The 24,596-nt window shown below is 71.8% G+C and carries 24 protein-coding genes; 16 read left to right on the forward strand and 8 right to left on the reverse strand.

The genetic code is table 11. The annotated features are described in order from the left end of the window. Positions 1 to 210: 210 nt before the first annotated feature. From aceE to ACFYZZ_RS33250, 3 genes are all read left to right on the forward strand, one after another. Positions 211 to 2,913, forward strand: coding sequence for a pyruvate dehydrogenase (acetyl-transferring), homodimeric type (gene aceE, locus ACFYZZ_RS33240; RefSeq protein WP_389183937.1), 2,703 nt, complete (start codon positions 211 to 213; stop codon positions 2,911 to 2,913). A 77-nt stretch (positions 2,914 to 2,990) separates the two neighbouring features. Further along, the gene (locus tag ACFYZZ_RS33245) at positions 2,991 to 4,013 is read left to right on the forward strand and encodes a helix-turn-helix transcriptional regulator (protein ID WP_389184271.1); all 1,023 of its coding nucleotides are present in this window, start codon (positions 2,991 to 2,993) and stop codon (positions 4,011 to 4,013) included. 56 nt (positions 4,014 to 4,069) lie between these two features. Then, positions 4,070 to 4,588, forward strand: coding sequence for a DUF4240 domain-containing protein (locus ACFYZZ_RS33250; RefSeq protein ID WP_389184274.1), 519 nt, complete (start codon positions 4,070 to 4,072; stop codon positions 4,586 to 4,588). Here the strand turns inward: ACFYZZ_RS33250 and ACFYZZ_RS33255 are convergent. Next, positions 4,578 to 4,781 (reverse strand): hypothetical protein, encoded by a 204-nt coding sequence (locus ACFYZZ_RS33255; RefSeq protein WP_389183940.1) that lies wholly within the window; start codon positions 4,779 to 4,781, stop codon positions 4,578 to 4,580. The genes ACFYZZ_RS33250 and ACFYZZ_RS33255 overlap by 11 nt on opposite strands. Positions 4,782 to 4,846: 65 nt before the next feature. Then, on the reverse strand, positions 4,847 to 5,773 hold the full coding sequence (locus ACFYZZ_RS33260; RefSeq protein WP_389183942.1) for a peptidoglycan recognition protein: 927 nt from the start codon (positions 5,771 to 5,773) through the stop codon (positions 4,847 to 4,849). Positions 5,774 to 5,909: 136 nt separating this feature from the next. Between ACFYZZ_RS33260 and ACFYZZ_RS33265 the strand changes: the two genes are divergently transcribed. Continuing rightward, entirely contained in the window at positions 5,910 to 7,103 is a 1,194-nt protein-coding gene (locus ACFYZZ_RS33265; protein WP_389183945.1) for a MarP family serine protease, read from the forward strand. A gap of 6 nt (positions 7,104 to 7,109) precedes the next feature. On the opposite strand, the gene ACFYZZ_RS33270 is transcribed toward ACFYZZ_RS33265, so the two are convergent. Continuing rightward, positions 7,110 to 7,598 carry a GNAT family N-acetyltransferase gene (locus ACFYZZ_RS33270; RefSeq protein WP_389183948.1) on the reverse strand — a complete coding sequence of 163 codons (489 nt, stop codon included), beginning with the start codon at positions 7,596 to 7,598 and terminating at the stop codon, positions 7,110 to 7,112. Between the two features lie 82 nt (positions 7,599 to 7,680). Here ACFYZZ_RS33270 and ACFYZZ_RS33275 point away from each other — a divergent pair, with 82 nt between their 5' ends. Further along, positions 7,681 to 8,574, forward strand: a complete 894-nt coding sequence (locus ACFYZZ_RS33275; RefSeq protein ID WP_389183951.1) for a TIGR01777 family oxidoreductase — start codon at positions 7,681 to 7,683, stop codon at positions 8,572 to 8,574. 265 nt (positions 8,575 to 8,839) lie between these two features. Next, positions 8,840 to 10,204: an NAD(P)/FAD-dependent oxidoreductase gene (locus ACFYZZ_RS33280; protein WP_389183953.1), complete on the forward strand. Its 1,365-nt coding sequence runs from the start codon at positions 8,840 to 8,842 to the stop codon at positions 10,202 to 10,204. Between the two features lie 4 nt (positions 10,205 to 10,208). Here the strand turns inward: ACFYZZ_RS33280 and ACFYZZ_RS33285 are convergent, their stop codons facing one another. Next, the gene (locus ACFYZZ_RS33285) at positions 10,209 to 11,672 is read right to left on the reverse strand and encodes a regulator (RefSeq protein WP_389183956.1); all 1,464 of its coding nucleotides are present in this window, start codon (positions 11,670 to 11,672) and stop codon (positions 10,209 to 10,211) included. 238 nt (positions 11,673 to 11,910) lie between these two features. Here ACFYZZ_RS33285 and lipB point away from each other — a divergent pair, with 238 nt between their 5' ends. The 4 genes from lipB (at position 11,911) to ACFYZZ_RS33305 (ending at position 15,017) form a co-directional block, all read left to right on the forward strand. Next, complete coding sequence (gene lipB / locus ACFYZZ_RS33290; protein WP_389183959.1) at positions 11,911 to 12,708, forward strand: lipoyl(octanoyl) transferase LipB; 798 nt, start codon at positions 11,911 to 11,913, stop codon at positions 12,706 to 12,708. Between the two features lie 145 nt (positions 12,709 to 12,853). Then, complete coding sequence (lipA, locus tag ACFYZZ_RS33295; protein ID WP_389183962.1) at positions 12,854 to 13,843, forward strand: lipoyl synthase; 990 nt, start codon at positions 12,854 to 12,856, stop codon at positions 13,841 to 13,843. 213 nt (positions 13,844 to 14,056) lie between these two features. Then, positions 14,057 to 14,254, forward strand: a complete 198-nt coding sequence (locus tag ACFYZZ_RS33300; protein WP_386574392.1) for a hypothetical protein — start codon at positions 14,057 to 14,059, stop codon at positions 14,252 to 14,254. A gap of 61 nt (positions 14,255 to 14,315) precedes the next feature. After that, positions 14,316 to 15,017 (forward strand): DUF4191 domain-containing protein, encoded by a 702-nt coding sequence (locus tag ACFYZZ_RS33305; protein WP_389183965.1) that lies wholly within the window; start codon positions 14,316 to 14,318, stop codon positions 15,015 to 15,017. A gap of 105 nt (positions 15,018 to 15,122) precedes the next feature. Here ACFYZZ_RS33305 and ACFYZZ_RS33310 read toward each other — a convergent pair whose 3' ends face one another. Then, positions 15,123 to 15,590: an RDD family protein gene (locus ACFYZZ_RS33310; RefSeq protein ID WP_389183968.1), complete on the reverse strand. Its 468-nt coding sequence runs from the start codon at positions 15,588 to 15,590 to the stop codon at positions 15,123 to 15,125. 208 nt (positions 15,591 to 15,798) lie between these two features. On the opposite strand from ACFYZZ_RS33310, the gene glnA reads away from it, so the two are divergent. Next, positions 15,799 to 17,208, forward strand: a complete 1,410-nt coding sequence (gene glnA / locus ACFYZZ_RS33315; RefSeq protein WP_389183971.1) for a type I glutamate--ammonia ligase — start codon at positions 15,799 to 15,801, stop codon at positions 17,206 to 17,208. Positions 17,209 to 17,315: 107 nt separating this feature from the next. Here the strand turns inward: glnA and ACFYZZ_RS33320 are convergent, their stop codons facing one another. Then, positions 17,316 to 17,561 (reverse strand): hypothetical protein, encoded by a 246-nt coding sequence (locus ACFYZZ_RS33320; protein WP_389183974.1) that lies wholly within the window; start codon positions 17,559 to 17,561, stop codon positions 17,316 to 17,318. Positions 17,562 to 17,837: 276 nt separating this feature from the next. Between ACFYZZ_RS33320 and ACFYZZ_RS33325 the strand changes: the two genes are divergently transcribed. From ACFYZZ_RS33325 to ACFYZZ_RS33340, 4 genes are all read left to right on the forward strand, one after another. Then, on the forward strand, positions 17,838 to 18,095 hold the full coding sequence (locus tag ACFYZZ_RS33325; RefSeq protein ID WP_389183977.1) for a hypothetical protein: 258 nt from the start codon (positions 17,838 to 17,840) through the stop codon (positions 18,093 to 18,095). Positions 18,096 to 18,114: 19 nt separating this feature from the next. After that, on the forward strand, positions 18,115 to 19,491 hold the full coding sequence (locus ACFYZZ_RS33330; protein ID WP_389183980.1) for a hypothetical protein: 1,377 nt from the start codon (positions 18,115 to 18,117) through the stop codon (positions 19,489 to 19,491). A gap of 118 nt (positions 19,492 to 19,609) precedes the next feature. Next, positions 19,610 to 20,527 carry a zinc metalloprotease HtpX gene (gene htpX, locus ACFYZZ_RS33335; RefSeq protein ID WP_389183983.1) on the forward strand — a complete coding sequence of 306 codons (918 nt, stop codon included), beginning with the start codon at positions 19,610 to 19,612 and terminating at the stop codon, positions 20,525 to 20,527. 34 nt (positions 20,528 to 20,561) lie between these two features. Further along, a complete protein-coding gene (locus tag ACFYZZ_RS33340) occupies positions 20,562 to 21,146 on the forward strand; it encodes a hypothetical protein (protein WP_389183985.1) in 585 nt (194 codons plus the stop codon). Between the two features lie 16 nt (positions 21,147 to 21,162). Here ACFYZZ_RS33340 and ACFYZZ_RS33345 read toward each other — a convergent pair whose 3' ends face one another. Continuing rightward, positions 21,163 to 21,432, reverse strand: a complete 270-nt coding sequence (locus ACFYZZ_RS33345; protein WP_389183988.1) for a hypothetical protein — start codon at positions 21,430 to 21,432, stop codon at positions 21,163 to 21,165. Positions 21,433 to 21,522: 90 nt separating this feature from the next. On the opposite strand from ACFYZZ_RS33345, the gene ACFYZZ_RS33350 reads away from it, so the two are divergent. Then, complete coding sequence (locus ACFYZZ_RS33350) at positions 21,523 to 23,187, forward strand: alpha/beta fold hydrolase (protein ID WP_389183991.1); 1,665 nt, start codon at positions 21,523 to 21,525, stop codon at positions 23,185 to 23,187. 8 nt (positions 23,188 to 23,195) lie between these two features. Here ACFYZZ_RS33350 and ACFYZZ_RS33355 read toward each other — a convergent pair whose 3' ends face one another. Further along, on the reverse strand, positions 23,196 to 24,563 hold the full coding sequence (locus ACFYZZ_RS33355) for a DUF2252 domain-containing protein (protein ID WP_389183994.1): 1,368 nt from the start codon (positions 24,561 to 24,563) through the stop codon (positions 23,196 to 23,198). Positions 24,564 to 24,596: the final 33 nt, after the last annotated feature.

The raw sequence follows: 24,596 nt of genomic DNA on the forward strand, positions 1-24,596 counted from the left end.
GTCACCCGGTGCCATCACCGAAGGCACCGGGTGCCTACTTTCTCGTAATCGAGAAGTTTTACCCCTCAAGGCTTTGATCGATCATCGATCAGGGAGTTACAGTCGCCGACGGACTTCCACCGAAGTCCTAGCCCTGTCCTGCCAAAGACCTAGGGCACCCCCGAACCCTTACCGATGAGGGAACCCCCTTCGACTGAGGAAGGCGGCGACATGACCGACCCCAACGCCATCCAGCCGAGCGCGCTCGACCAGCTCCCCGACCGCGACCCCGAGGAGACCGCCGAATGGCGGGCCTCCCTGGACGCCGTCGCCAGGGAGGCCGGGCCGCACCGCGCCGCCTACCTGATGCGGCGCACGCTGGAGCGCGCCGAGGCGGGCGGCATCGCGCTGCCGAAGCTCCTCGAGACCGACTACGTCAACACCATCCCCACCGCCGCCGAGCCGACCGTTCCCGGTGACGAGGCGATGGAGGCCCGGATCACCGCGTGGAACCGCTGGAACGCGGCCGCCATGGTGACCCGCGGCTCGAAGTACGGCGTCGGCGGCCACATCGCCACCTTCGCCTCCGCGGCCTGGCTCTACGAGACGGGCTTCAACCACTTCTTCCAGGGCAAGGAGGCCGACGGGTCCGGCGACCAGCTCTACATCCAGGGCCACGCCTCCCCCGGCATCTACGCCCGCGCCTTCCTGGACGGCCGGCTGAACGAGGGCCACCTCGACAACTTCCGCCAGGAGTCCGGCGGCAACGGCCTGCCCTCCTACCCGCACCCGCGCCGCCTGCCCTGGCTGTGGGAGTTCCCGACGGTGTCGATGGGCCTCGGCCCGCTCTCCGCGATCTACCAGGCGCGCTTCAACCGGTACCTCACCAACCGCGGCATCAAGGACGTCTCCGCCTCGCACGTGTGGGCGTTCCTCGGCGACGGCGAGATGGACGAGCCGGAGTCGACGGCGGCCCTCGCGCTCGCCGCCCGTGAGGAGCTGGACAACCTCACCTTCGTCATCAACTGCAACCTGCAGCGCCTCGACGGCCCGGTCCGCGCCAACTTCAAGATCGTGCAGGAGCTGGAGGCCCAGTTCCGCGGCGCCGGCTGGAACGTCATCAAGACGCTGTGGGGCTCGGCCTGGGACGAGCTGTTCCAGCTCGACACCACCGGCGCGCTGGTACGCCGCCTGCGCGAGGTACCGGACGCGCAGATCCAGACGTACCAGACCCGCGACGCCGCCTACATCCGCGCCGACTTCTTCGGCAAGGACCCGGCGCTCGTCGAGATGGCGAAGCTGCTGAGCGACGACAAGATCCTCGAGTGCTTCCACCTCTCCCGCGGTGGTCACGAGGCCCGCAAGGTCTACGCCGCGTACAAGGCCGCCGTCGAGCACAAGGGCGCGCCGACCGTGATCCTGGCCCAGACGGTCAAGGGCCACACCCTCGGCGAGGGCTTCGCGTCGAAGAACGCCAACCACCAGATGAAGAAGCTGACGGTGGACGAGTTCAAGACGATGCGGGACCTGCTCGGCCTGCCGATCAAGGACAGCGACTTCGCCGACGGCCAGGTGCCCTACGGCCACCCGGGCGCGGACTCCCCCGAGGTCCGCTACCTCCAGGAGCGCCGAGCGGCCCTCGGCGGCCCGGCCCCGGCCCGCCGCACGCACGCGCTGGCCCCGCTGCCCGCCCCCGCCGAGAAGGCCTTCGCCTCCTTCGACAAGGGCTCCGGCTCCCAGAACGTGGCCACCACGATGGCCTTCGTCCGCCTGGTCAAGGACCTGGTCCGCGACAAGGAGACCGGTAAGCGCTGGGTGCCGATCGTCCCCGACGAGGCGCGCACCTTCGGCATGGAGAGCCTCTTCCCGTCCCTGGGCATCTACTCGCCCAAGGGCCAGACGTACGAGCCGGTCGACCGCGACCAGCTGATGTACTACAAGGAGGCCAAGAACGGCCAGATCCTCAACGAGGGGATCACCGAGGCCGGTTCGATGGCCGACTTCATCGCCGCGTCCAGCGCGTACGCCACGCACGGCGAAGCGATGATCCCCTTCTACATCTTCTACTCGATGTTCGGCTGGCAGCGCACGGCCGACCAGATGTGGCAGCTCGGCGACCAGCTCGGCCGCGGCTTCCTCGTCGGCGCGACGGCAGGCCGTACGACCCTGACGGGCGAGGGCCTCCAGCACGCCGACGGCCACTCCCCCGTGATCGCCGCCACCAACCCGGCCGCGCTCACCTACGACCCCGCCTTCGCCTACGAGATCGCGGTGCTCGTCCGTGAGGGTCTGCGCCGAATGTACGGCGAGGCCAAGCCGGGCGAGGACCAGAACGTCTTCTACTACCTGACGGTCTACAACGAGCCGCTGCCGCAGCCGGCCAAGCCGGCCGGGCTCGGTATCGACGAGGGCATCGTCAAGGGTCTGTACCGCTTCAACACGGCGGAGTCCGCGGGCGTGACCGCCCCGGCCAACGCCCCGCGCATCCAGCTGCTCGGCTCCGGCACGGCGATCCACTGGGCCCTTGAGGCGCAGCAGCTGCTCGCCGAGGAGTGGGGCGTGGCCGCCGACGTGTGGTCCGCGACCTCCTGGTCCGAGCTGCGCCGCGACGCGATGGAGGCCGACGCGGCCCTGCTGCGCGGCGAGGAGCGGGTGCCGTACGTCCGCCAGGCGCTGCAGGGCGCCGAGGGCCCGGTCCTGGCCGTCTCCGACTACATGCGCCAGGTCCCGGACCAGATCGCGCAGTGGGTCGAGCAGGACTGGTCCTCGCTGGGCGCCGACGGCTTCGGCCTGTCCGACACCCGCGAGGCGGCCCGCCGCCACTTCGGCGTCGACGCCCAGTCGATCGTCGTCGCGGCCCTGGCCCAGCTCGCCAAGCGCGGCGAGGTCAAGGCGACCGCGGTGAAGGAAGCCCGGGAGAAGTACGGGCTGTAGTCACCTGAGTCCTGAGAAGGGGTACGGCAAGCTGCCGTACCCCTTCTTTGTCAGTGGCCCTCGGCATCATGAGACGCATGCGTGCGGCCCGGCTCATCAAGATGGTGCTTCTCCTCCAGTCCCGCCCCTCCATGACCGCCGCCGAGCTGGCCCGGGAGCTGGAGGTGTCGGAGCGGACGGTCACGCGGGACGCGCAGGCGCTGTCGGAGGCCGGGGTGCCCGTGTACGCCGACCGGGGGCGGGCCGGCGGGTACCGGCTGATCGGCGGGTACCGCACGCGGCTGACGGGGCTGGCGCGCAGCGAGGCCGAGGCCCTGTTCCTGAGCGGGGTGCCGGGGGCGCTGCGGGAGATGGGGCTGGACGACGTGGCCTCCGCGGCCCGGCTGAAGGTCTCCGCGGCCCTGCTGCCCTGTCTGCGGGACGCCCCGGACAGCGCGGCCCAGCGGTTCCATCTGGACGCGCCCGCCTGGTTCCGGGAGCCGGAGACACCCGCGCTGCTGCCCGTGATCGCCGAGGCGGTGTGGGACGACCGGCGGATCGGGTCCGTCTACCGGCGCCCCGGCGCGGCACCGGCTGAGGCGCCCCGGAGGCGGAGCGCCAATGAAGCTGCCGCGGTTGTCGAGCGAGATCTGGAGCCGTACGGGCTCGTGCTGAAGGCGGGTGTCTGGTACCTGTGTGCGCGGGTGGGCGACGGCGGCGCCTTCCGGACGTACCGGATCGACCGGTTCGACGCCGCCGAGGCCCGCGACGAGCGCTTCAGCCGTGACCCGGAGTTCGACCTGCCCCGCTACTGGGCCGAGCAGGCCGAGCGGTTCGCCCGGTCGATCCTGCACGCCGAGGTCGTCGTACGGCTGTCGCAGGCCGGGGTGCGAAGACTTCCGTACGCCGTCGATCCCGCTTCCGCTCGGGAGGCGTTGGCGGGCTCGGGTGCCCCGGACGGGGAGGGGTGGGTGGCGGTGACCCTGCCGGTGGAGTCGGAGGAGGTCGCGCACACCCAGCTGACGGCGCTGGGACCGGAGGTCGAGGTGCTGGCGCCGGAGAGTCTGCGGGAGCGGTTCCTGCGCGATGCCGTACGCCTCGGCGCTCTGTACGGGAGGTAACGATCCGCCCCACTCCGCGTGCGCCCCACCGGCTCAGGCCCGATGCTGGACCCGTGATGGAAGAGTCGGAGTTCTGGGAGCTGATCGACACCACCCGCGAGGCCGCCGAGGGCGACCCCGAGGAGCAGGCCGACCTGCTCGTGGACCGGCTGCTCCAGCTGGACCCGGAGACGGTCCTGGACTTCGCCCGGCACTTCGAGTCCCGCTACAACCGCGCCTACCACTGGGACCTGTGGGGCGCCGCCTGGGTGCTGCTGGGCGGGGCCAGCGACGACGCGTTCGACTACTTCCGCTGCTGGCTCATCGGCCAGGGCCGGGAGGTCTTCGAGGGCGCCCTGCACAGCCCGGACTCGCTGGCGGAGCTGCTGGAGGACTTCGACGAGGAGATCGACGGCGACGGCGAGGAGCTGGGGTACGCGGCGGACGAGGCGTACGAGCAGCTCACCGGCACCGTCGCCCCGGACCTCGGCATCGCGTCCACGAGCGACGAACCGGAGGGCACCCCGATCGACTTCGAGAACGAGGCGGCCCTCGCCGAGCTGTATCCCAAGCTTTCGGCGCGTTTCAAGAGCTGACTCCGGGCGCGTGCAACGGGGGCGCCGCGTTGGCCCGGTCGAGTGCCGAGGCCGTCGCGGCGGCCGGTCCGACCACGACCGCCGCGACCACGCAGACGACGGTCCAGGGGCGGCGCACCGCCCGCGCCCACACGGAGCCCGCCGGCCCGGACTGCCGGGCCTGCTCGTCCTGCTGCCGCGTACGAGCGCTCATCGTGTCCCCACCTCCAGTCGGCGCATCTCCCGCTGAGTGCGTGCCTCGACGGTAGGGCGGCGACCTCAGGGGGTGCGGTGAGTCGCCTGTGGCGTTCCTGTGGGCACGGGTCCGGCGGGGACGCGGCCCTGCAGGCGGGCGGCAGTCTGCCTGATCTCCGGGAGCCTGGCGGACAGGGCGGCGCCCGGGCAGCTGGTCATGAAGCCGTCGTTGTGGCCGGCCACGGCGGGCAGGGTGACGGTGCTGCCGGCCTTGTAGCGGCTGAGGCCGTTGCTGGAGACCAGGCGGGTGCGGGAGCGCGGGTCGACGTCGGCGAGGCCGAGCTTCCAGGCGGCGAGGGTGGCGATCGCGTCGGTCATGGCCTGCGGCACGGCGACGCCTGCGGTGAAGGTGCCGAGGGCGGCGATGCCGGTGGTGCGGTGGTTGAAGCCCTGGGTGTGGGCGCCGGTGACGGGCCGGTCGACTCCTCCGGCGCGGCCTTCGTAGATGGTGCCGCAGCGGTCGACGAGGAAGTTGTAGCCGATGTCGTCCCAGCTGCGGGGGCCGGTCTGGCCGGCGTAGAGGTCGCGGATGATGCGGGGCGCCTCGGCGCAGTCGTAGTGGTTGGGCGAGTCGGTGTGGTGGACGAAGACGGCGACCACCTTGTCGTCGTAGCGCGGGGGCGGCTGGCTGTGCGTGGCCGCGGTGCTGTCCAGCCAGGCGGCACGGGGCACGATCAGCGGCCGGGGGGCGCGGTGGGCCTGCTGGGGCCGGTCCGCGGCGGGCCGGCCGATCCGGACCTCGACGGGGCGCTCGACGCCGCGGGCGAACAGGACCAGCGTGAGGACGGCGGTCAGGCCGGGCAGACAGCCCAGCAGCACCAGTACGGAACTGGGCACGCGCACGGCCCGCCGCTTCCGTGTCCCTCGCGATCTTCGGAAGACAGGCATGAGCCCACTGTCGGGCCGGTCCGCCGGGCTCGCGATGTGTGCTGTGCCACCCGGTGGAACCATCGTCCTGGTGGAGGACGTTTCTGGGGATATACGCACACGTGGCCGGTTCGCCGTCCGGTGGCCGCTCTCGCACGAACGTGACTGATCATCGGGCCCGCCCCGGCCGTATTAGGGGGTCCGAGAGAAAGGCGGCTCCGTGGACCTGCTCGACCTGGTGCTCGCACTGGTGATCCTCGTCTACGCGGCGTCCGGTTACCGGCGCGGGCTGGTGGCCGGATGTGTGTCCCTGGCGGGGTTCGTGGGCGGCGCGGTCGTCGGTGTGTGGGTGCTGCCGTGGGTGACCGGCATGGCGGCGCGCGGCTCGTCGGCCGCGACGGTGCTGGCGGTGCTGACGGTGCTGGTCCCGGGGGTGGTGGGGCACGAGCTGGCGGGCCGGCTGGCGCTGCGGCTGCGGCGGGAGCTGGACCGGGAGGGCCGGGGCCCGCTGCGGGTCGCGGACGGCATAGGGGGTGCCGCGGCCAACTCGGTCGCGGTGCTGATCGTGGCCTGGGTCGCGGCGAGCGTGCTGGGCGCGTCCTCGTCGCAGACCCTGACGACGGCCATACGGAACTCGGCGTTGCTGGGCGCGGTGCAGCAGACGATGCCGGAGACGACCCCCGTGTGGTTCTCGCGGGCGACGTCCGCGCTGACCGAGGCGGGCTTCCCGCAGGTCTTCAACCCGTTCGAGAACGAGTCGACGGCCCAGGTGCCCCGGCCCACGGGCGACAGTGTCACGCCGGCCGCGACCGAGGCCGCCAAGCGGAGCACGGTGAAGATCGAGGGCGCCTCCGGCACCGAGGGCCGGGAGGGCAGCGGCTTCGTGTACGCGTCGCGGCACGTGATGACGAACGCCCACGTGGTGGCGGGCATCGACCACCCGAGCGTGCGGGTGGGCGGGGTCGGGCGGTCGTACGAGGCCCGGGTGGTGCTCTTCGACCCCGACCGGGACGTGGCGGTGCTGTACGTGCCCGAACTGCGCGCCCCGGTGCTGCGGTTCGACCGGAGCGCCGCGCGCGGCGACTCGGCGGTGGTCGCGGGCTATCCGCAGGACGGCAACCTGAACCTGCAGGCGGCGACGGTGGCGAACCGGGTGCGGGCGACCGGGCAGAACATCTACAACAACCACACGGTCACCCGGGAGATCTACTCGATCCGCTCGACGGTCCGGCCGGGCAACTCCGGCGGCCCGCTGCTGACCACCGACGGGCGGGTGTTCGGTGTGGTCTTCGCCCGCTCCACCTCGGACGCCGAGACGGGGTACGTGCTGACGGCGGCCGAGGTGGCGAGCGACGCCGGACACGCGGCCACGGCGACGGCGCCGGTGGACACGGGCCAACTGGTCACGTCGTAGGGCGGCTCACAGGGCACGGCCCATGAGCACGTCGTCGACGAACACGCCGTCGAGCAGGAACTCCTCCGGCTGGACGCCCTCGACCACGAACCCCTCGGACTCGTAGAGCCCGCGCGCCAGAGTGTTGTGCCCGAGCACGCGCAGGGTGATGCGGCGTGCGCCGCGGCTGCGCGCCTCCTCGATCGCGGCCCGGATCAGCGCCCGGCCGATGCCCCTGCCGCGGGCGTCGTCATGGACGGCGAGTCCCTGGATCTGCCGTACGTGCGCGTTCACGGCGAGCGAGGTCGGGAAGCCGAGGCGGACATAACCGACGATGCGTCCGTCGAGTTCGGCGACGAGCGTGTCCTCGGGGCTGTGCCGCTCGCTGAAGAAGGGGTCGTACGGCGGCTGCGGCTCCGGCGTGACCGCGTGCAGGGTGGACCACGTGACCTTGTCGAGGAAGGTCAGCTCCTCGTCGTCGGCCGGCAGGGCGATGCGTATGGACGGCTCCGGCATGACGGCCACCCTATGACGGCGGATGACGCCGACCCACGCGTTTTTACGCGCATCCTGCAGACCGGCGGCGCATGCTGAGGTCATGGAACGTTCAAGAATCGCCGTGGCCGGTGCGTCGGGTCTCATCGGCAGCGCCCTGGTGCGGTCCCTGACCGCGGACGGGCACGAGGTGGTGCGCCTGGTCCGCCGTGCGCCCCGGGACGGGAGCGAGGTCCGCTGGGACCCCGAGCGGCAGCAGGTGGACGCGGCCGGGCTGGTCGGCTGCGACGCGGTGGTGAACCTCGCGGGGGCGGGGATCGGCGACCGGCGCTGGACACCGGAGTACAAGCGGCTGGTCCGGGACAGCCGGGTGCTCGGCACGGCGGCGCTGGCGGAGGCGGTGGCCTCGCTGGACATCCCGCCGCGAGTCTTCGTGAACGGCAGCGCGATCGGCATCTACGGCGACACGGGCGACCGGGCCGTGGACGAGGACGCGCCGCCCGGGGACGGGTTCCTGCCGTCGCTGTGCGTGGAGTGGGAGGAGGCGGCGGAGCCCGTGCAGGAGGCGGGCGTGCGGACGGTGTTCGTGCGCACGGGTCTGGTGGTCGCGCGGGGCGGCGGGGCCTGGGGGCGGCTGTTCCCGCTGTTCAAGGCGGGGCTCGGGGGGCGGATGGGCGACGGACGCCAGTACTGGTCGTATGTCGCGCTGCACGACGAGGTCGCCGCGATCCGGTATCTGATCGACCAGGACACGCTGTCCGGGCCGTTCAACCTGACCGCGCCCCAGCCGCTGACGAACCGTGAGATCACCGAGGCGATGGGGCGGGTGCTGCACCGGCCGACGCTGTTCGCCGTCCCGGCGCCGGTGCTGCGGGCGGTGCTGGGCGAGATGGCCGGGGAGGTGCTGGGCAGTCTGCGGGTGGTGCCGAAGCGGCTGCTGGAGTCGGGGTTCACCTTTGCGTTCCCGGGGATCGACGACGCGATCCGGGCGGCCTGAGAGGGCGCCGTGCGTGCGGCCGGAGAGGACGCCGTGCGCGCGGCCGGAGAGGACGCCGTGCACGCGGCCTGACATGACGTCAAGAAGCTCCTGGGTTCTCCTGCGACCTCTTGTGACCGTATGCGACCGCCGTGCGACCGTGCCCTGTTGATGCGCGACTGTTCCCGACCGATCACGGCCCTAACCTCGATCCGAACTCGGGTATCCCTGGAGCCTGTTGGGGGCATGACGTCTCCACCGGCCGCGCAACCACAGGAGGGGCCTCGTGCTTGAGCCCGCGTACCAGGTGGACGTCGTCATCGTGGGAGCCGGAACCGCCGGACTCTCGGCGGCTCATCGGCTCACCAGCGCAGGAGTAACGACCGTAGTCCTGGAGGCCGCCCCTTACGTGGGCGGCCGCATGTCGACCGAGAAGGTCGACGGCTTCCGGCTCGATCGCATCGGACAGCTGCTGTCCACGTCCTATCCCGAGCTCCGGCGCACTCCGGGGCTCGGCTCACTCACCCTGCGCCGCTTCGCGCCGGGCGTGCTGCTGCACCGCGACGGACATACCCACCGCGCGGGCGCACCGGCGACCGGAGGGAGCGCAAGGGGCGCACTCCATGTGGTGCGCGCCCTGGCGAGCGCCCCCAGAGGCTCGGCGGCCGCACCGGGCCGATCCGGTGCGCCGGTGGGCGGCGCGGTCGACCAGGCCCGCCTGGGCACCGCCCTGGGCCGGATCGCCGCCACTCCCGTCGAACGCCTGCTGTCCCGGCCCGAACTGCCCGCCGCACAGGCGCTCGCGGCCCGCGGGGTGCCCGCCCGGACCATCGACGGCTTCCTGCGTCCGCTGCTCGCCGCGCTGCTGTGCGACCCGGAGCTGACCACGTCCAGCCGGTGCGCCGACCTGGCGCTGCACTCCTTCGCGAGCGGCCGGCTGTGCGTGCCGGAGGGCGGCGCGGAGGTGCTGCCGGAGCTGCTGGCCGGCGCGCTGCCGCCCGGCACCGTGCGCACCGGGGTTCGGGTCACCTCCGTGTCCACGACCTCGGTGACCACGGCCGAGCACGGCGAGATCCGCTGCCGTGCGGTGCTGCTGGCGACCGACGCGCGGGCCGCGGCCGAGCTGCTGCCGGGGCTCAGGGTGCCGGACTTCCATCCGGTGACGGTCGTTCACCACACCACGGACGAGCCGGCCGCGGTCCTCACGACGGGCACGTCGCTGCTGCTGGACGCCGACCGCGGCGGACCGGTCGCGCACACGGCGGTGCTCAGCAACGTCGACCCGAGCCGCGCGCCGGCCGGCCGCGTGCTGATCTCGTCGACCGTGCTGGGCACCCCGCCCGACGGCGTCGACACCGCAGTCCGCATCCACCTCTCGCGGCTCTACGGCACCTCGACGCGCCGCTGGGAGACGCTCGCCGTGCACCACACCCCCCAGGCGGTACCGACGATGCGCCCCCCGCACGACCTGCGCCGCCCGGTACGCCTGCTGGCCGGCCTCTACGTCTGCGGCGACCACCGCGACACCAGCACCGTCCAGGGCGCCCTGCACTCGGCCCACCGGGCCGCGGCGGCGATCCTGGCGGACCTGGGAGCGGCAGGGCCGATGCACCGCGCGGATCCGGCACCCACGCTGCCACAGGCGGCCTGAGGGCTCACCCCAACGCCGCCACCTTCTCCCGATACCCCCGCACCGGTGCCGCGTCCCGATACGGCTCCAGCCTGCGTTCGAAGTCCTTCACGTACTCGATCGCGCGAGCGCTCCGCATTTCCGCCGCCTGGCCGGCGGCCTCGGCGGCCAGTGTGCAGGCCTGGTCGAGTTCGCCGAGGCCGAGCCGGGCGGTGGCGAGGACGACCCGGCAGAACAGGCGGCTGCGGGCGTAGGAGGGGGCGCGCAGCTGGAGGGAGCGCTCCGCGTGCTGGGCGGCGGCCCGGAACTGCTGCAGGTCGCGGTGGCAGTGCCCGAGTTCGTCGGCGAGCTGCGCCTCGTCGAAGAACCGGGCCCAGTACGGCACGTCGTCGCCGGGCCGGGCCGCCTCCAGGGCGCGCTCGGCCCGCACCAGCGCCCCGGTGCACGCCCGCACCTCCCCGAGCACCCCGTGCGCGCGGGCCTCGGAGGCGTGCAGCAGCGCCTGCACGACCGGCGGTGCGCCGGTGCCGACCCCCTGCTGGGCCACCCGCGCCAGCTGCACGGCCTCCCTGCCGTGCCCGAGGTAGACGGCCTGTCGGCTCATGGTGACCAGCACGTAGGAGCCGTAGGACCGGTCACCGGCCGCCTGGGCCAGGCGCAGGGCCTGCACGAAGTAGCGCTGGGCGAGTCCGTGCGCGGCGATGTCGTACGAGGTCCAGCCGGCGAGCCTGGTGAGGTCGGCGGCCGCGGCGAACAGGCGCCGGCCGGTCTGTTCGTCGTAGGCGCCGCGCAGCATCGGCTCGCACTCGTGCTCCAGGTAGCGCACGAGGGCCTGCCGGGCGTGGCCGCCGCCGTAGGCGTCGTCGAGGGTGCGGAACAGCTCGCCGACCGAGCGCAGCGCGGCGATGTCGCCGCCGGTGACCTTGTGGCCGGGGGCGCGGGCGGCGTGCCCGCGGGGCCGGGGCGGCGCCGGTACGGCCTCCGGCCGCTCCCGGGCGGCGGGGCGGCTCTGGGCGGGCACCCGGGGTGCCGGCTCCCGGGCCACCCTGTCGTCGGCCTTGCCGATCAGCCAGTCCCGGCTGGGCACGACCAGACCCGCCGGGGTGAAGGCGATCTTGCGCAGCTCGGCGTGGCTGCCGGAGTCCTTGCGCCACAGCCCGCTGACGATGTCGACGGCCTCCTCGGGGGTGGCCGCGAACTCGAGCCCGGCGTACACCGGCGCACAGGCGTCCAGGCCGAGATCCTGGGCCGTGAGCCGGCGTCCGAGCCGGCGTGTGAACACCTCGGCGATCAGGGCGGGCGTGGTGCCCCGGGGCTGCTGTCCGCGCAGCCAGCGGGTGACCGAGGTCTTGTCGTATCTGAGGTCCAGCCCGTGCTCCAGACCGAGCTGGTCGACGCGACGGGCCAGACCCGCGTTGGAGAATCCCGCTTCTGCGATGAGCGCGGCGAGCTGGCGGTTGGGGGTGCGCTGCGCGGGTCGGTCCGTCATCTGCGGTGCGGTCTCCTGCCTTCCGGCGCCTGAAGTGCCGGGATTGCCTGTGAGCAGCCCTTATGGCCTGCTGGACGGCGCGAATGTAGCGGAGAGTGAGTAGACGATCACATGCTTTGCCGTGCATTCATCCGATCGTGTGAGGATTGCCCCCAGGGCTGACGTACGCCGGGCGGACGTACAGTGGCGTGGGCGCGTTACGTGCCTGACACACCCATCGCTGAGGGAGGCGCTTGCCGTGAGTGAGTTGCGGTTCGTCCACATGGGGTTCGGCGCGGACGCCGTCGAGTACCAGGAGGCGTGGGACGAGCAGCGCCGGGTGCACGCGGCCCGGTTCGCCGACGAGACCCCCGACACCGTGCTGCTCCTGGAGCACCCCCCGGTGTACACGGCGGGCCGCCGGACCGAGGACAGCGAGCGTCCGCTGGACGGCACCCCGGTCATCGACGTGGACCGCGGCGGCAAGATCACCTGGCACGGCCCCGGTCAGCTGGTGGGCTACCCGATCCAGAAGCTGCCCCGCCCGGTGGACGTCGTCGCCCATGTGCGCCGCCTCGAGGAGGCGCTCATCCGCACCTGCACCGAGTTCGGCGTGGAGACCACCCGGGTCGAGGGCCGCAGCGGTGTGTGGGTGCTCGGCGACCCGGTCGAGCAGCGCCCGGCCCTAGGCGGACTCTCCCTCGACTTCGACCCGCGGCTCCAGGACGAGGAGTTCGACCCCCGCCTGAACGGCCCGGAGTACGCCCCCTCCAACGCCGGCCAGCGCCGCGAGGACCGCAAGATCGCCGCGATCGGCATCCGCGTCGCCAAGGGTGTCACGATGCACGGCTTCGCGCTCAATGTGAACCCGGACAACAAGTGGTTCGACCGGATCATCCCGTGCGGGATCCGGGACGCGGGGGTCGCCTCCCTGGCCAACGAGCTGGGCCGGGACATCACCATCGAGGAGGTCCTGCCGGTGGTGGAGCGCCACCTGAAGGACATCCTGGAGAACGCGGAACTGAAGCCGAGGGTGATCGAGAAGGCATCCGCCTGATCGGGGAATGCGCCCCATGGCGGTGAGGTTGGCCTCACGCGTAGGGCTCAGTTAATACGGGCGTACGCTGGTGTACGCCGAAGAATCGAAGACTACGTCTGAGCAATCAGACGACTACGTCTCAGCAATCAGCAGGGAGCCGGTCGTGTCCGCAGTCGCACCCGACGGACGCAAGATGCTGCGCCTGGAGGTCCGCAACAGCCAGACCCCCATCGAGCGCAAGCCCGAGTGGATCAAGACCCGGGCGAAAATGGGCCCCGAGTACACGGCGATGCAGAAGCTCGTGAAGAGCGAGGGCCTGCACACCGTCTGTCAGGAAGCCGGCTGCCCGAACATCTACGAGTGCTGGGAGGACCGCGAGGCGACCTTCCTCATCGGCGGCGACCAGTGCACCCGGCGCTGCGACTTCTGCCAGATCGACACCGGCAAGCCCGAGGCCCTCGACCGTGACGAGCCGCGCCGCGTCGGCGAGTCCGTGGTCACCATGGACCTGAACTACGCCACCATCACCGGCGTCGCCCGCGACGACCTGGAGGACGGCGGCGCCTGGCTGTACGCCGAGACCGTGCGCCAGATCCACCAGCAGACCGCCGGGCGCGAGGCCGGCCGGACCAAGGTCGAGCTGCTGGCCCCCGACTTCAACGCGATCCCCGAGCAGCTGGCCGAGGTCTTCTCGTCCCGTCCCGAGGTCTTCGCGCACAACGTCGAGACCGTGCCGCGGATCTTCAAGCGGATCCGCCCCGGCTTCCGCTACGAGCGCTCGCTGAAGGTCATCACCGAGGCCCGCGACTTCGGCCTGGTCACCAAGTCCAACCTGATCCTCGGCATGGGCGAGACCCGCGAGGAGGTCAGCGAGGCACTCAGGCAGCTGCACGAGGCGGGCTGCGAGCTGGTCACCATCACCCAGTACCTGCGCCCCTCCGTGCGCCACCACCCGGTGGAGCGCTGGGTGAAGCCGCAGGAGTTCGTGGAGCTGAAGGAGGAGGCCGAGCAGATCGGCTTCTCCGGTGTGATGTCCGGTCCGCTGGTCCGGTCCTCGTACCGCGCCGGGCGGCTGTACCAGATGGCGATGGAACAGCGTCAGTCCGCTGCTCCGCAGCCGGGTGGCGGCCCCATCGCGACCCAGGCTGTGTGAATTCACGCACAAGCTATTACTGGCCAGTAATGGCCGAGTCGACGCGGTCCTGACCGTCCTTGCTGATGAGGGCGACCGTCAGGGCCGCGTCAGTGTTTCGGCGCTCTGTATCAAGGCTTCATCGGCGTTTGACCGGTCGGTCACGCCCTGGTAACACCAATCAGTGACCCTGATATCACGCGACGTATACCCGACCGAGGGGGGACCTCGATCATGCAGGCCGCGCCCGTCCGCGCCACCGCCATTCCGTCCTTCACCGACGCGCTCCGCGCCGTGGAGTCCCTGCTCATGAGCGGCGGCCAGCGCACCGCCCGCCGCAACGCCTGGACCTCCGTGCTGGAGGACCGCCGACGCGCCAAGGACCGGGTCGAGGCGCAGCGCGTGCTCGAGCAGGCCGCCACCCGCTCCTGAAACCTTTCTTCGCCGGGCACTGCCGTCGTGGGCACTCCCGGGGGCACGTAGACTTCGTGGCATGGCGAGGAAGGAAACCGCGGCGGACGCCGCGAACGCAGGGCGACTGAAGCAGATCGCCCTTACCTACAAGATGACCCGCAAGGCCGACAAGAAGATCGGTCTTGTGCTGGCGGCCGTCGGTATCGGCACCCTCGGTGTCTTCCTCGCGATCGGCTTCCTGATCGGGCACCCGGTCTATCTCGGCATCCTGGGCCTGCTGCTGGCCTTCCTGGCGACGGCGGTCGTTTTCGGCCGCCGCGCCGAGCGTGCCGCGTTCGGGCAGATGGAGGGCCAGCCGGGCGCCGCCGCGGCCGTGCTGGACAACATCGGCCGGGGCTGGACGACGACTCCGGCGGTGGCGATGAACCGCAGCCAGGACGTGGTGCACCGCGCGGTCGGCAAGGCCGGCATCGTGCTGGTCGCCGAGGGCAACCCGAACCGGGTGAAGAGCCTGCTGGCCGCCGAGAAGAAGAAGATGAACCGCATCGTGGCGGACGTGCCGGTGCACGACGTGATCGTGGGCAACGGCGAGGGCCAGATCGAGCTGAAGAAGCTGCGCACGACCATGCTGAAGTACCCGCGCGTGCTGACCGGCCCCCAGGTGACCGCCACCAACGACCGGCTGCGCGCCATGGGCGACCTGATGAGCAACATGCCGCTGCCGAAGGGTCCGATGCCGAAGGGCATGCGGATGCCGAAGGGCGGACCGAAGGCCCGCTAGCCCGTCCTCCTCGTACGAGAAAGGGGGCGCCCGACCAGTGGTCGGGCGCCCCCTTCGTCGTACGAGGGTCTTCGTCGTACGAGGTTCAGCTTCGTCGTACGAGGTTCAGCTGCGGACTTCCACGGTCTTCGCGATCCGGTCGTGCAGGCCGCGGCCGTCCCGGTCCCAGATCAGGGCGGGGATCGCCAGGCACAGCAGGACCGTGCGCAGCAGGGCGCGCAGCGGGTTGACCGTGCCGGTCTCCAGAGCCACGACCCGGATGCCGAAGAGGCGCTTGCCCGGGGTGAAGCCGATCGTGCCGACCGTGAGGCCGCTCATCACGAAGAAGATGAGCAGGGCCCAGTTGCTGGTGGCGGGGCTGTTGCCGTGCGTGATCAGGCCGTATGCGATCAACACGCACAGGCCCCAGTCCACGGCCAGGGCGCCGAGACGCCTGCCGGGCCGTGCGATCGAGTTCGGTCCGTCCTCCGGGAGGCCGAGCTGCTCGCCCCGGTATCCGAAGTCGGCGCCGGCTTCTTCCATGGCCGCGCGCGGCCCGGAGAGCCACGATCCCATTGCTTGCCTGTTGTCCACCCGTCCACGGTACGCGCCCGGAATCGGGCAGGGCGCACAGGGGTGTGTCGGGGCTACGGTGGAACCGTGGCCGGTTAACTTCTGCGAAACAAACGGGTCACGCCCGAGAAATCACCCGTCCCTAGGGTCGAAGGCAGCGTGTGCCACCGCACTGGCCGCACGAACGATCTACCACCCCGGCGGGACGGTCGGGAGTAGGAGGAGCTGGATGTTCCAGAACGCCGACGAGGCCAAGAAGTTCATCGCGGACGAGGACGTCAAGTTCGTCGACGTCAGGTTCTGCGACCTGCCGGGCGTCATGCAGCACTTCACGGTGCCCGTCGAGGCGTTCGACCCGGACGAGGAGCTGGCCTTCGACGGATCGTCGATCCGTGGTTTCCAGGCCATCCACGAGTCCGACATGGCCCTGCGCGCCGACCTCTCCACGGCCCGTGTGGACCCGTTCCGCCGCGACAAGACCCTCAACATCAACTTCTTCATCCACGACCCGATCACGGGCGAGCAGTACTCCCGTGACCCGCGCAACGTGGCCAAGAAGGCCGAGGCCTACCTCGCGTCGACCGGTATCGCCGACACCGCGTACTTCGGTCCCGAGGCCGAGTTCTACGTCTTCGACTCCGTCCGCTTCGCGACCAGCGCGAACGAGTCCTTCTACCACATCGACTCCGAGGCGGGCGCCTGGAACACCGGCGCCATCGAGGACAACCGTGGTTACAAGGTCCGCTACAAGGGCGGCTACTTCCCGGTCCCGCCGGTCGACCACTTCGCCGACCTGCGCGCCGAGATCTCCCTGGAGCTGGAGAAGAACGGCCTGAAGGTCGAGCGCCAGCACCACGAGGTGGGCACCGCCGGCCAGGCCGAGATCAACTACAAGTTCAACACGCTGCTCGCCGCGGCCGACGACCTCCAGCTCTTCAAGTACATCGTGAAGAACGTGGCCTGGCGCAACGGCAAGACCGCGACCTTCATGCCGAAGCCGATCTTCGGTGACAACGGCTCGGGCATGCACGTGCACCAGTCGCTGTGGAGCAACGGCGACCCGCTGTTCTACGACGAGGCCGGCTACGCGGGCCTGTCGGACACCGCCCGCTACTACATCGGCGGCATCCTCAAGCACGCCCCGTCGCTGCTGGCCTTCACCAACCCGACGGTGAACTCCTACCACCGTCTGGTCCCGGGCTTCGAGGCGCCGATCAACCTGGTGTACTCGCAGCGCAACCGCTCGGCCGCGATGCGTATCCCGATCACGGGCTCCAACCCGAAGGCCAAGCGCGTCGAGTTCCGCGCGCCCGACTCCTCCGGCAACCCGTACCTCGCCTTCTCCGCCCTGCTCCTCGCGGGCCTGGACGGCATCAAGAACAAGATCGAGCCCGCCGAGCCGATCGACAAGGACCTCTACGAGCTGGCTCCCGAGGAGCACGCGAACGTGGCCCAGGTCCCGACCTCGCTGCCTGCCGTCCTCGACTCGCTGGAGGCCGACCACGAGTTCCTCCTCCAGGGCGACGTGTTCACGCCGGACCTGATCGAGACGTGGATCGACTTCAAGCGCACCAACGAGATCGCGCCGCTGCAGCTGCGTCCGCACCCGCACGAGTTCGAGCTGTACTTCGACGTGTGATCGACGCTGCCCACAGCGTGTGAGGGCCGCCACCGGGAACGCTCCCGGCGGCGGCCCTCGGCCGTTGTTTGCGGCCCGCGTCCTTCCTGTCCTTCCGGCCGCGGCCGTCAGCTCACGACGACGACCACGACGGGGGTGTTGAACCCGTTGTTGAAGCCGAAACCGTTGTTGAAGCCGAAGAAGCCGTTGCGGTTGAAGCAGTCGCCCCGCCAGTTGTTGCAGCCACGGTTGGTGGACACCTGGTTCGGGGTGGCTGCCGACGCGGTACCTGCCGTGCTGATCGCGGCTCCGCCGATCATCAGGACGCCGACGGCGGACACTGCGGCGAGACGCCGCGCACGATGTGCATTCATGGATCCACCTTCCTTCCACCCCTCGTGCGGCTTTCCGGGCACGAGACGGATGGCCGCGACCAGGGAGTGCAGAGTCCGGCGCGGGTAGGGGGTGCCGCACGACCAGTGGGAGATGCAGGGCAGACGACGTCGGACACCCTGCGGTGCGGCTCTCACCGAAAATGCTAGCCGCCCGGCGACCACCCAGCATCCCGGGCAACCTTTGCCGCTTCCCATGTCTCCTATTCTCGGGGGATCATCCTCCTGGTTCTGTCCGACGAGAGAGGTTGAACGGGGATGACCGAACAGGACGACTGGGAGCACGAGTTCGATCACAGATGGGCGAACTCTGCCGAGCACAAGGAGCCCTCCGCACGGGCCCGGATGCTCGCCGCCCGCTGGAAGGAGAACCCGCCGGACCCGGCGCCGTTCCGCGCCGACCCGGACCCGGTGGGGCCACGGCGGTCGTCGTGGGTGTCGACGGCCGTGGTGCTGGGCTGCGTGGCGGCGGTGATAGTGCTGCTCGGGTACGCGCAGATGCGTTCTCCCTACTAGGAGCATCGGGGGCAAAGGGATGCGGGAGGGGACTCGGGCCGCGCAACGGCTGGCCGAGGGCTCGGTGCTGCGGGACGTGATCGACCCGAGCGACCCGAGCGCCTGGCTGTGGCTGGACGAGCAGGTGCGGGCGGACGAGTGGTACTTCCCTCCGTACGTCGTCCCCGCCTGGGAGGAGACAGCCGGCGGCCGTTCGCTGACGGCCGCCCTGCGCGCCGACGGCCCGCTCACCGAGGGTCAGCTCGCGCTGGCCCTGTGCCACCGGGACGGCCGGATCCGGCTCCGGGGGCTGGGGCGGGTCGCCGGACTACCGGCGCTGCTGCCGCTGGTGGCCGTGCGGTGTGCCGACTGGGCGCAGCCGGTGCGGGAGCTGGCCAGGAAGCGGCTCGTCGAGGCGCTGGACGCGGATGCGGAGGCGGCCGCGCGGCTCGCCCCGCTGGTCCGGCGCCTCGCCGACCGCCACCGGGGCGACTTCGCCCTCGGCCTGCTGGGCGAGGTGCTGCGGCGGGCGCCAGGCGAGCAACTGGCGCCCCTCCTCGCCTCCCCCGACCGCCCGGTACGCCGCTTCGCGTACGGCCTCGCCGTCGAGGAGAGGCGGCTCTCCCCCGCCGAGCTGGCCCGCGCGGCCGCCCGGGACGACGACGCCGTCGTCCAGAGCCTGTGCGCCGAGGCCGCGCTGGCCGCCGTGGGGGAAGGGGACACGGAGGAGGTGCTGGGGGCACTGCTCGGCGCCCGCAGTCCTCGGGCCCGGTCCGCCGGGGTGACCGCGCTGCGGCGCCTGGAGCGGCCCGAGCGGGCCATGGGGTTTTTGGCGGACCGGTCCGCGCTGGTGCGGGCCTGTGCCCGGTATGTCGTACGGCAGTACGGGACCGATCCGCTGCCCTGGTACCGGGAGCGGTGCGCCGACCCCGGTGACCCGGCGCTGCCGCCGGGTGCCGCGATCGGGCTCGCGGAGTGCGGGACCCGCGCGGACGCCGCCCTGCTGTGGCCGCTGCTGGACCACCCACTGCCCGGCGTGCGGGCCAGGGCGGTGACCGGGCTGCGGACACTGGACGTGACGGACCTGCCGCGGATGCGGCGGCTGCTGGACGATCCGGCGCCCGGGGTCGTCGGCGAGGCCACCCTCGCCCTGCTCCCATCGGCCGGACTGCTGCCCGAGGCATGGCTGGCGGAGCGGCTGGCGCCGGAGCGGCCGCGCTGGGTACGGGTGTCGGCGTACCGGCTGCTGGACGCGCACGGAGGCGTCGTACGGCTGCGGGCGGCCGTGGCGCTGCTCGGTGACGCGGACGAGCGGCTGCGCACACGGGCAGAGCTGACCGTGCGGCGGGTCCGGTGGTGGGGAGCGGACGCCGAGGTCGCTGAGCTGCTCGGCCGGGCCCGCGCCCACCTGGGCTGAGACCCCCGAACTCACAGGAAGCCTTTGCTGCCCCTAGGTCTGCTCGCGACCTCCTTATGGGATTGAGCAGGTGCACACTGGACATCGGGACGAGTGCCTGACTGCGGGGTGATGCAAGATGCAGAGCCGCTTTAGGAGCGATCGGCGTCTGACCGTGCGGATGACGGTCACCATGTTCCTGCTCGGGCTGCTGTACGTGGCCTTCGTCGCCGCGTTGATCGTGCTGCTGAAGTCCTGGCTGCTGGTCGTGGTCCTGGTCGGGGCGATGTTCGTGGCGCAGTTCTGGTTCTCCGACCGGATCGCGATGTTCGCCATGCACGGGCAGGTCGTGGAGCGCGAGGAGTATCCCGAGCTGCACGCGGTGGTCGACCGGCTGTGCGCGATCGCGGACATGCCGAAGCCGGTGGTCGCCGTCTCCAGCATGGACATGCCGAACGCGTTCGCGACCGGGCGCAATCCCGACCACGCCGTGGTCTGTGTGACCACGGGGCTGCTGCGGCGCCTGGAGCCCGCCGAGCTGGAGGGCGTGCTCGCGCACGAGCTGTCGCACGTGGCGCACAAGGACGTCGCCGTGATCACGATCGCGTCGTTCCTCGGGGTCATCGCGGGACTGATCGTCCGGTTCGCCTTCTACTCACAGCTCTTCGGCGGCCGCAGGGACCAGAACACCGCTGTCGTCTTCGCGGTCGTGATGGGGGTCTCGGCGGCCGTGTACGCGATCAGCTTCCTGCTGATCCGGGCCCTGTCCCGGTACCGGGAGCTGGCGGCGGACCGGGCGGCAGCGCTGCTGACCGGCCGGCCCTCGGCGCTGGCGTCGGCGCTCACCAAGGTCTCCGGGGACATCGCCCGGATCCCGACCGAGGACCTGCGCACGGCCCAGGCCTTCAACGCCTTCTACTTCACCCCGGCGACGGGCAAGGAGCCCGGCATCGAGCGCTTCTTCTCCACCCACCCGACGCTGGAGCAGCGGCTGGAGCAGCTCGGGCGGATCTCCGCGGAGCTGGGTGAGGCGGCCGCTCCCGGAAAGGCGGGCTGAACACGTGAGACGGCTGCGGAAGGCGGGCTGAACCTTGGGGCTGCTGGACATCCTGCTCGGGCGTACGAAGCCCGTCGCGCCCGACCTGGACCAGCTGTTCGCGCTGCCGTCGGCGGCCGTGACGCTCCAGGCCGCGGCCGGGTTCACGCCGACCGGCGACGGCGCGGTGTGCTTCGCCACGGTCGAGGGCGCGGCCTTTGAACAGACCCACCGGGAGGTCCAGGCGCTGCTCGACGCGGACGCGGACCGCAGCGGCCCTCCGGTGGAGTTCACCCAGGACGGCTACGGCTATTCCTGGCTGTTCTCCCGGCGGACCCCCGACCAGCTGCCCCAGCTGGTCAACGACCTGCACGCGGTGAACAGCTCGATGGAGGTCAACGGCTTCGGGCCGCAGCTGCTGTGCTCCCTCGCCGTGTTCCAGGACGAGCGGGAACGGCGCCTGGCCCTCGTCTACCTCTACAAGCGCGGCACCTTCTACCCCTTCGCGCCCCTGCCCGGCGCCGGCGAACGCCGGGACAGCGCGCTGGAGTTGCAGGTGAGGGCCGCGCTCGCGAACGACCTCAGGATCGAGCAGGACCTGAGCCGCTGGTTCCCGGTGTGGGGAGCCCCCGGCCTGTGACCGGGGGCTCCGCTGCTCACCTGCTCTTCTCGCGCTCCTGACGCCGGGACTCGAAAGGCCGCTCGCGCCGGTAGCGGCGCTCCCACCTGGCCTGACGGTCACGGCGCTCGCGGTAGGCCTGGTAGGTGGTGGGCGCGCCCGGCTGTCCTCCCCCGGCGGACGGGGTTTCGCCCCGCCCGTACCGCACGTACAGGAAGAGCACGGCGACGGCGGCGAGCCACCAGGTGTGGTTTCCGAATCCGAGGATCACCAGGACGGCGGTCCCGGACAGGACGACGGTGCCCATGACGGTCCTCCGTTCGCGTGGATGTGTGATCGGCGTGAATCCAGCGTAGGGACGCGGTCACTCGGAGTGCATCCCGATTTCCGTGAGTGAATGGGCGTCATGAGCGAGCCGATCCCCTTCACTCAGCCGATCTCCTTCACTCACGAGTACGACGGTGAACGCCTCAGCGGTCTGTACGGCGGCGGTCCCGGACGGGCCACCGTCGTCCTCCTGCACGGCGCGGGCAACGGCAGCAAGGAGCGGCTGCTGCCGCTGCTCACCGAGGCCGCCGCGCACGGCTGCCGCGCCCTGGCCTTCGACTTCTCCGGGCACGGCGAAAGCACCGGCGCGCTCGCGGAGTTGAGCCTGCGCCGGCGGTTCGAGCAGGCGGTGGCGGTGCTCGACGCGCACGCTCCGGCGGACGACCCGCTGGTCCTGGTGGGGTTCAGCATGAGCGGGCAGACGGTCGCGGATCTCGTACGGCACTACGGCCCGCGAGTGGCCGCCGTGGGCCTGTGCGCGCCCGCCGTGTACGCGTCGGAGGCCCATGACGTGCCCTTCGGGAGCAGCGACGGAAGGTTCAGCGAGATCATCCGTACGCCCGGCAGCTGGCGGAACTCCTCCGCTCTCACGGCCCTGCGGGCCTACGAGGGCCGGGCGGTGCTCGCGGTACCGGGCACGGACGCGGTGATCCCGCCGGAGGTGACGGAGGCCGTCCAGGACGCGCTGGCGGCGCGCGCCCAGTACACCCGCTTCGAACTCCCGGACGCCGAGCACCGGTTGGGGCTGTGGTTCCGCGACCACGCCGAGGACCGGCGGGAGTTCGTCGCGGCCCTGCTGGGCGGGCTCGACGAACAGGGCTGGGCGGCGACGCGGCGGTGGGTGGCCGGGCGGCTTCCCGAGGGCCGTACGGTCGCCGGCTCCCACCCGCTGTCCGGGGGGTGGTCCTCGCAGATGCGCGGGCTCACCCTCGACGACGGGGAGGAGCTGGTGCTGCGCACGTTCGTGAAGCCCTTCTTCCGGCGGCACGCCCCGGGCCTGCTGTCCCGGGAGGCGGGTGTGCTCGGCCTGCTGGCGGGGCAGGAGGGCATCCCGGCCCCGGCGCTGGTCGCCGTGGACGCCACCGGCGAACACTGCGACCATCCCTCGCTGTTGATGACCCGGCTGCCGGGTCTGGTGCGGGTGGACGAGGAGGACCCGGAGTTCCTGGACCGGCGCCTTGACCTGCTCGCCGCCCAGCTGGTGCGGATCCACACGGTCGTACCGCCGGATCGGCCGCGCACGTACCAGGCATGGACCTCGCCCGAGCGGGTGCGCACCCCGGGAGGCCGCATATGGGAGCGGGCGGTGGACGTGATCCGCCGCGACCCGCCGCCGTACGAGGGGCGCTTCCTGCACCGGGACTACCACCCCGGGAACGTGCTCTTCACAGGTGCCGGGGACGGGCTGCGCATCAGAGGGGTCGTGGACTGGGTGGAGACCTCATGGGGTCCCGCCGACCTGGACGTCGCCCACTGCTCGACGGCCCTGGCCCTGCTGCACGGCCCGGCGTACGGTCTCGCCTTCCGGGACCGGTACGAGGAGCGGGGCGGCGCCGGGCTCGCGGACGGGCCCGACCACCTGTACTGGCGGCTGCTGGACGCCCTGGCCTACTCCCCCGACGCGCAGAAGCTGGCCGGACCGTGGCGTGAGCTGGGGCGCACGGATCTGACACCGGAGGTGCTGGGCGGGCGGCTGGAGGCGTATGTGCGCGGGCTGCTGGAGCGGTACGGCTGAGCGGCCGGTCACACCCCCGGCTCGGCCGGCACCACCCCCGCCGCGATGGCCGCGCCGAGGGTGGCGTGGTCGGCGGCGGTCCGGTCGGCGTAGGACACGGCGAAGTCGGCCACGGCGTGGTCGAAGGTGTCGGCGCTGCCGAGGTAGGCGGCGATGGCGATGCGGTCGCCGGAGCGGGCGTGGGCACGAGCCAGGGTGGTGCCGCAGAGGCGGGCGTAGGCGAGCAGGCCGGCCGGGTCCAGGCCGGCGACCTCGGCGGAGCCCTTCATGTCGCGCAGCTGGCGCCAGTAGAAGGAGCGGCCCTGCGGCCCGCTCATCCAGCCGAGGAAGATGTCGGTGGCGGACTGCAGCAGCCGCTGCCCGGCGACCACCCGGTGCCCGGGATGGACGTACGGCCCGCTCGGCAGATGCTCCTCGAGCACCGAGGACCGCGCCTCCTTGATCTGCAGGAACAGCGGGTCGTCGGCGTCACGCCCGGCGAGCAGCACGATGAAGCAGCGCATGCCGACGCTGCCGACGCCGACGACCTTGCGCGCGGCGTCGACGAAGCGGTAGCGGTCGAGGAGGTGGCGGCGCTCCTCGGCGAGGGTGGAGCGGTAGTCGCAGAAGATCTTGCGCAGGGAGGCCATGTCCGGCGCACCGGCGGGTTCCAGGAGCGGCGGGTCGTGGATGATCCGGCGCCGCCCGTCGACCACCTCGGTCAGCCTGCCCAGCGCCTGGAGGCTGGTGCGGCGGCGTGCCCGGGTGAGGCTGGACTCCAGGCGGCGCCGACGGCGGGCGGAGCGGACGAGCGGCAGCAGGCTCTCGGCGTCGACCTGCTCGTACCAGACGGCCAGTTCGCCGAGTCCGGCCATGCGGCGCATGGCGGTGTGGTACCCGGCGGCGGCCGCGCGGGCCGCGGCCCGTTCCCCGGCCTTGGTGTGCCCGTTCTCCCGGGCCGCCACGGCCACACTGGCCGCAAGCCGTTTGACGTCCCACTCGAAGGGCCCGGGGTGGGTCTCGTCGAAGTCGTTGAGGTCGAAGAGCAGGCTGCGTTCCGGGGAGGCGTAGAGCCCGAAGTTGAGCAGGTGGGCGTCGCCGCACAACTGCACGGTGAGCCCGGTGTGCGGCTGGGTGGCGAGGTCGGCGGTCATCACCGCGGTGGCGCCGCGCAGGAAGGCCAGCGGCGAGCCGGCCATCCGCCCGTACCGGATCGGCAGCAGTTCCGGCAGCCGGTCCCGGCCCTGCCGCTCCAGTACGGCGACGGGGTCGCGCCGGTCGGCGGACGGGAGCCAGAGGGCGTGCGCGGAGCGGGGGGCGTGCTTTCGGGCCTCTTTACCGCGCCGGGCCCGGTCCTCGGGGGTACCGCGCCGGAAACGGTCCTCGGGGATGCTCATACGGCAGCCTCTCTCTGCGGGGGCCTCGCCCTT

The sequence above is a fragment of the Streptomyces sp. NPDC001816 genome, from assembly GCF_042892235.1.
Taxonomy (GTDB): domain Bacteria; phylum Actinomycetota; class Actinomycetes; order Streptomycetales; family Streptomycetaceae; genus Streptomyces.

Coding starts and splice junctions, on each gene's coding strand:
- glnA (WP_389183971.1), top strand. CDS start 15,799: ATGTTCCAGAACGCCGACGAGGCCAAGAAGTTCATCGCGGACGAGGAC.
- ACFYZZ_RS33285 (WP_389183956.1), bottom strand. CDS start 11,672: ATGACGGACCGACCCGCGCAGCGCACCCCCAACCGCCAGCTCGCCGCG.
- ACFYZZ_RS33305 (WP_389183965.1), top strand. CDS start 14,316: ATGGCGAGGAAGGAAACCGCGGCGGACGCCGCGAACGCAGGGCGACTG.
- aceE (WP_389183937.1), top strand. CDS start 211: ATGACCGACCCCAACGCCATCCAGCCGAGCGCGCTCGACCAGCTCCCC.
- ACFYZZ_RS33325 (WP_389183977.1), top strand. CDS start 17,838: ATGACCGAACAGGACGACTGGGAGCACGAGTTCGATCACAGATGGGCG.
- ACFYZZ_RS33255 (WP_389183940.1), bottom strand. CDS start 4,781: ATGAGCGCTCGTACGCGGCAGCAGGACGAGCAGGCCCGGCAGTCCGGG.
- ACFYZZ_RS33350 (WP_389183991.1), top strand. CDS start 21,523: ATGGGCGTCATGAGCGAGCCGATCCCCTTCACTCAGCCGATCTCCTTC.
- ACFYZZ_RS33270 (WP_389183948.1), bottom strand. CDS start 7,598: ATGCCGGAGCCGTCCATACGCATCGCCCTGCCGGCCGACGACGAGGAG.
- ACFYZZ_RS33245 (WP_389184271.1), top strand. CDS start 2,991: ATGCGTGCGGCCCGGCTCATCAAGATGGTGCTTCTCCTCCAGTCCCGC.
- ACFYZZ_RS33320 (WP_389183974.1), bottom strand. CDS start 17,561: ATGAATGCACATCGTGCGCGGCGTCTCGCCGCAGTGTCCGCCGTCGGC.
- htpX (WP_389183983.1), top strand. CDS start 19,610: ATGCAGAGCCGCTTTAGGAGCGATCGGCGTCTGACCGTGCGGATGACG.
- ACFYZZ_RS33345 (WP_389183988.1), bottom strand. CDS start 21,432: ATGGGCACCGTCGTCCTGTCCGGGACCGCCGTCCTGGTGATCCTCGGA.
- ACFYZZ_RS33300 (WP_386574392.1), top strand. CDS start 14,057: ATGCAGGCCGCGCCCGTCCGCGCCACCGCCATTCCGTCCTTCACCGAC.
- ACFYZZ_RS33355 (WP_389183994.1), bottom strand. CDS start 24,563: ATGAGCATCCCCGAGGACCGTTTCCGGCGCGGTACCCCCGAGGACCGG.
- ACFYZZ_RS33330 (WP_389183980.1), top strand. CDS start 18,115: ATGCGGGAGGGGACTCGGGCCGCGCAACGGCTGGCCGAGGGCTCGGTG.
- ACFYZZ_RS33275 (WP_389183951.1), top strand. CDS start 7,681: ATGGAACGTTCAAGAATCGCCGTGGCCGGTGCGTCGGGTCTCATCGGC.
- ACFYZZ_RS33250 (WP_389184274.1), top strand. CDS start 4,070: ATGGAAGAGTCGGAGTTCTGGGAGCTGATCGACACCACCCGCGAGGCC.
- ACFYZZ_RS33260 (WP_389183942.1), bottom strand. CDS start 5,773: ATGGTTCCACCGGGTGGCACAGCACACATCGCGAGCCCGGCGGACCGG.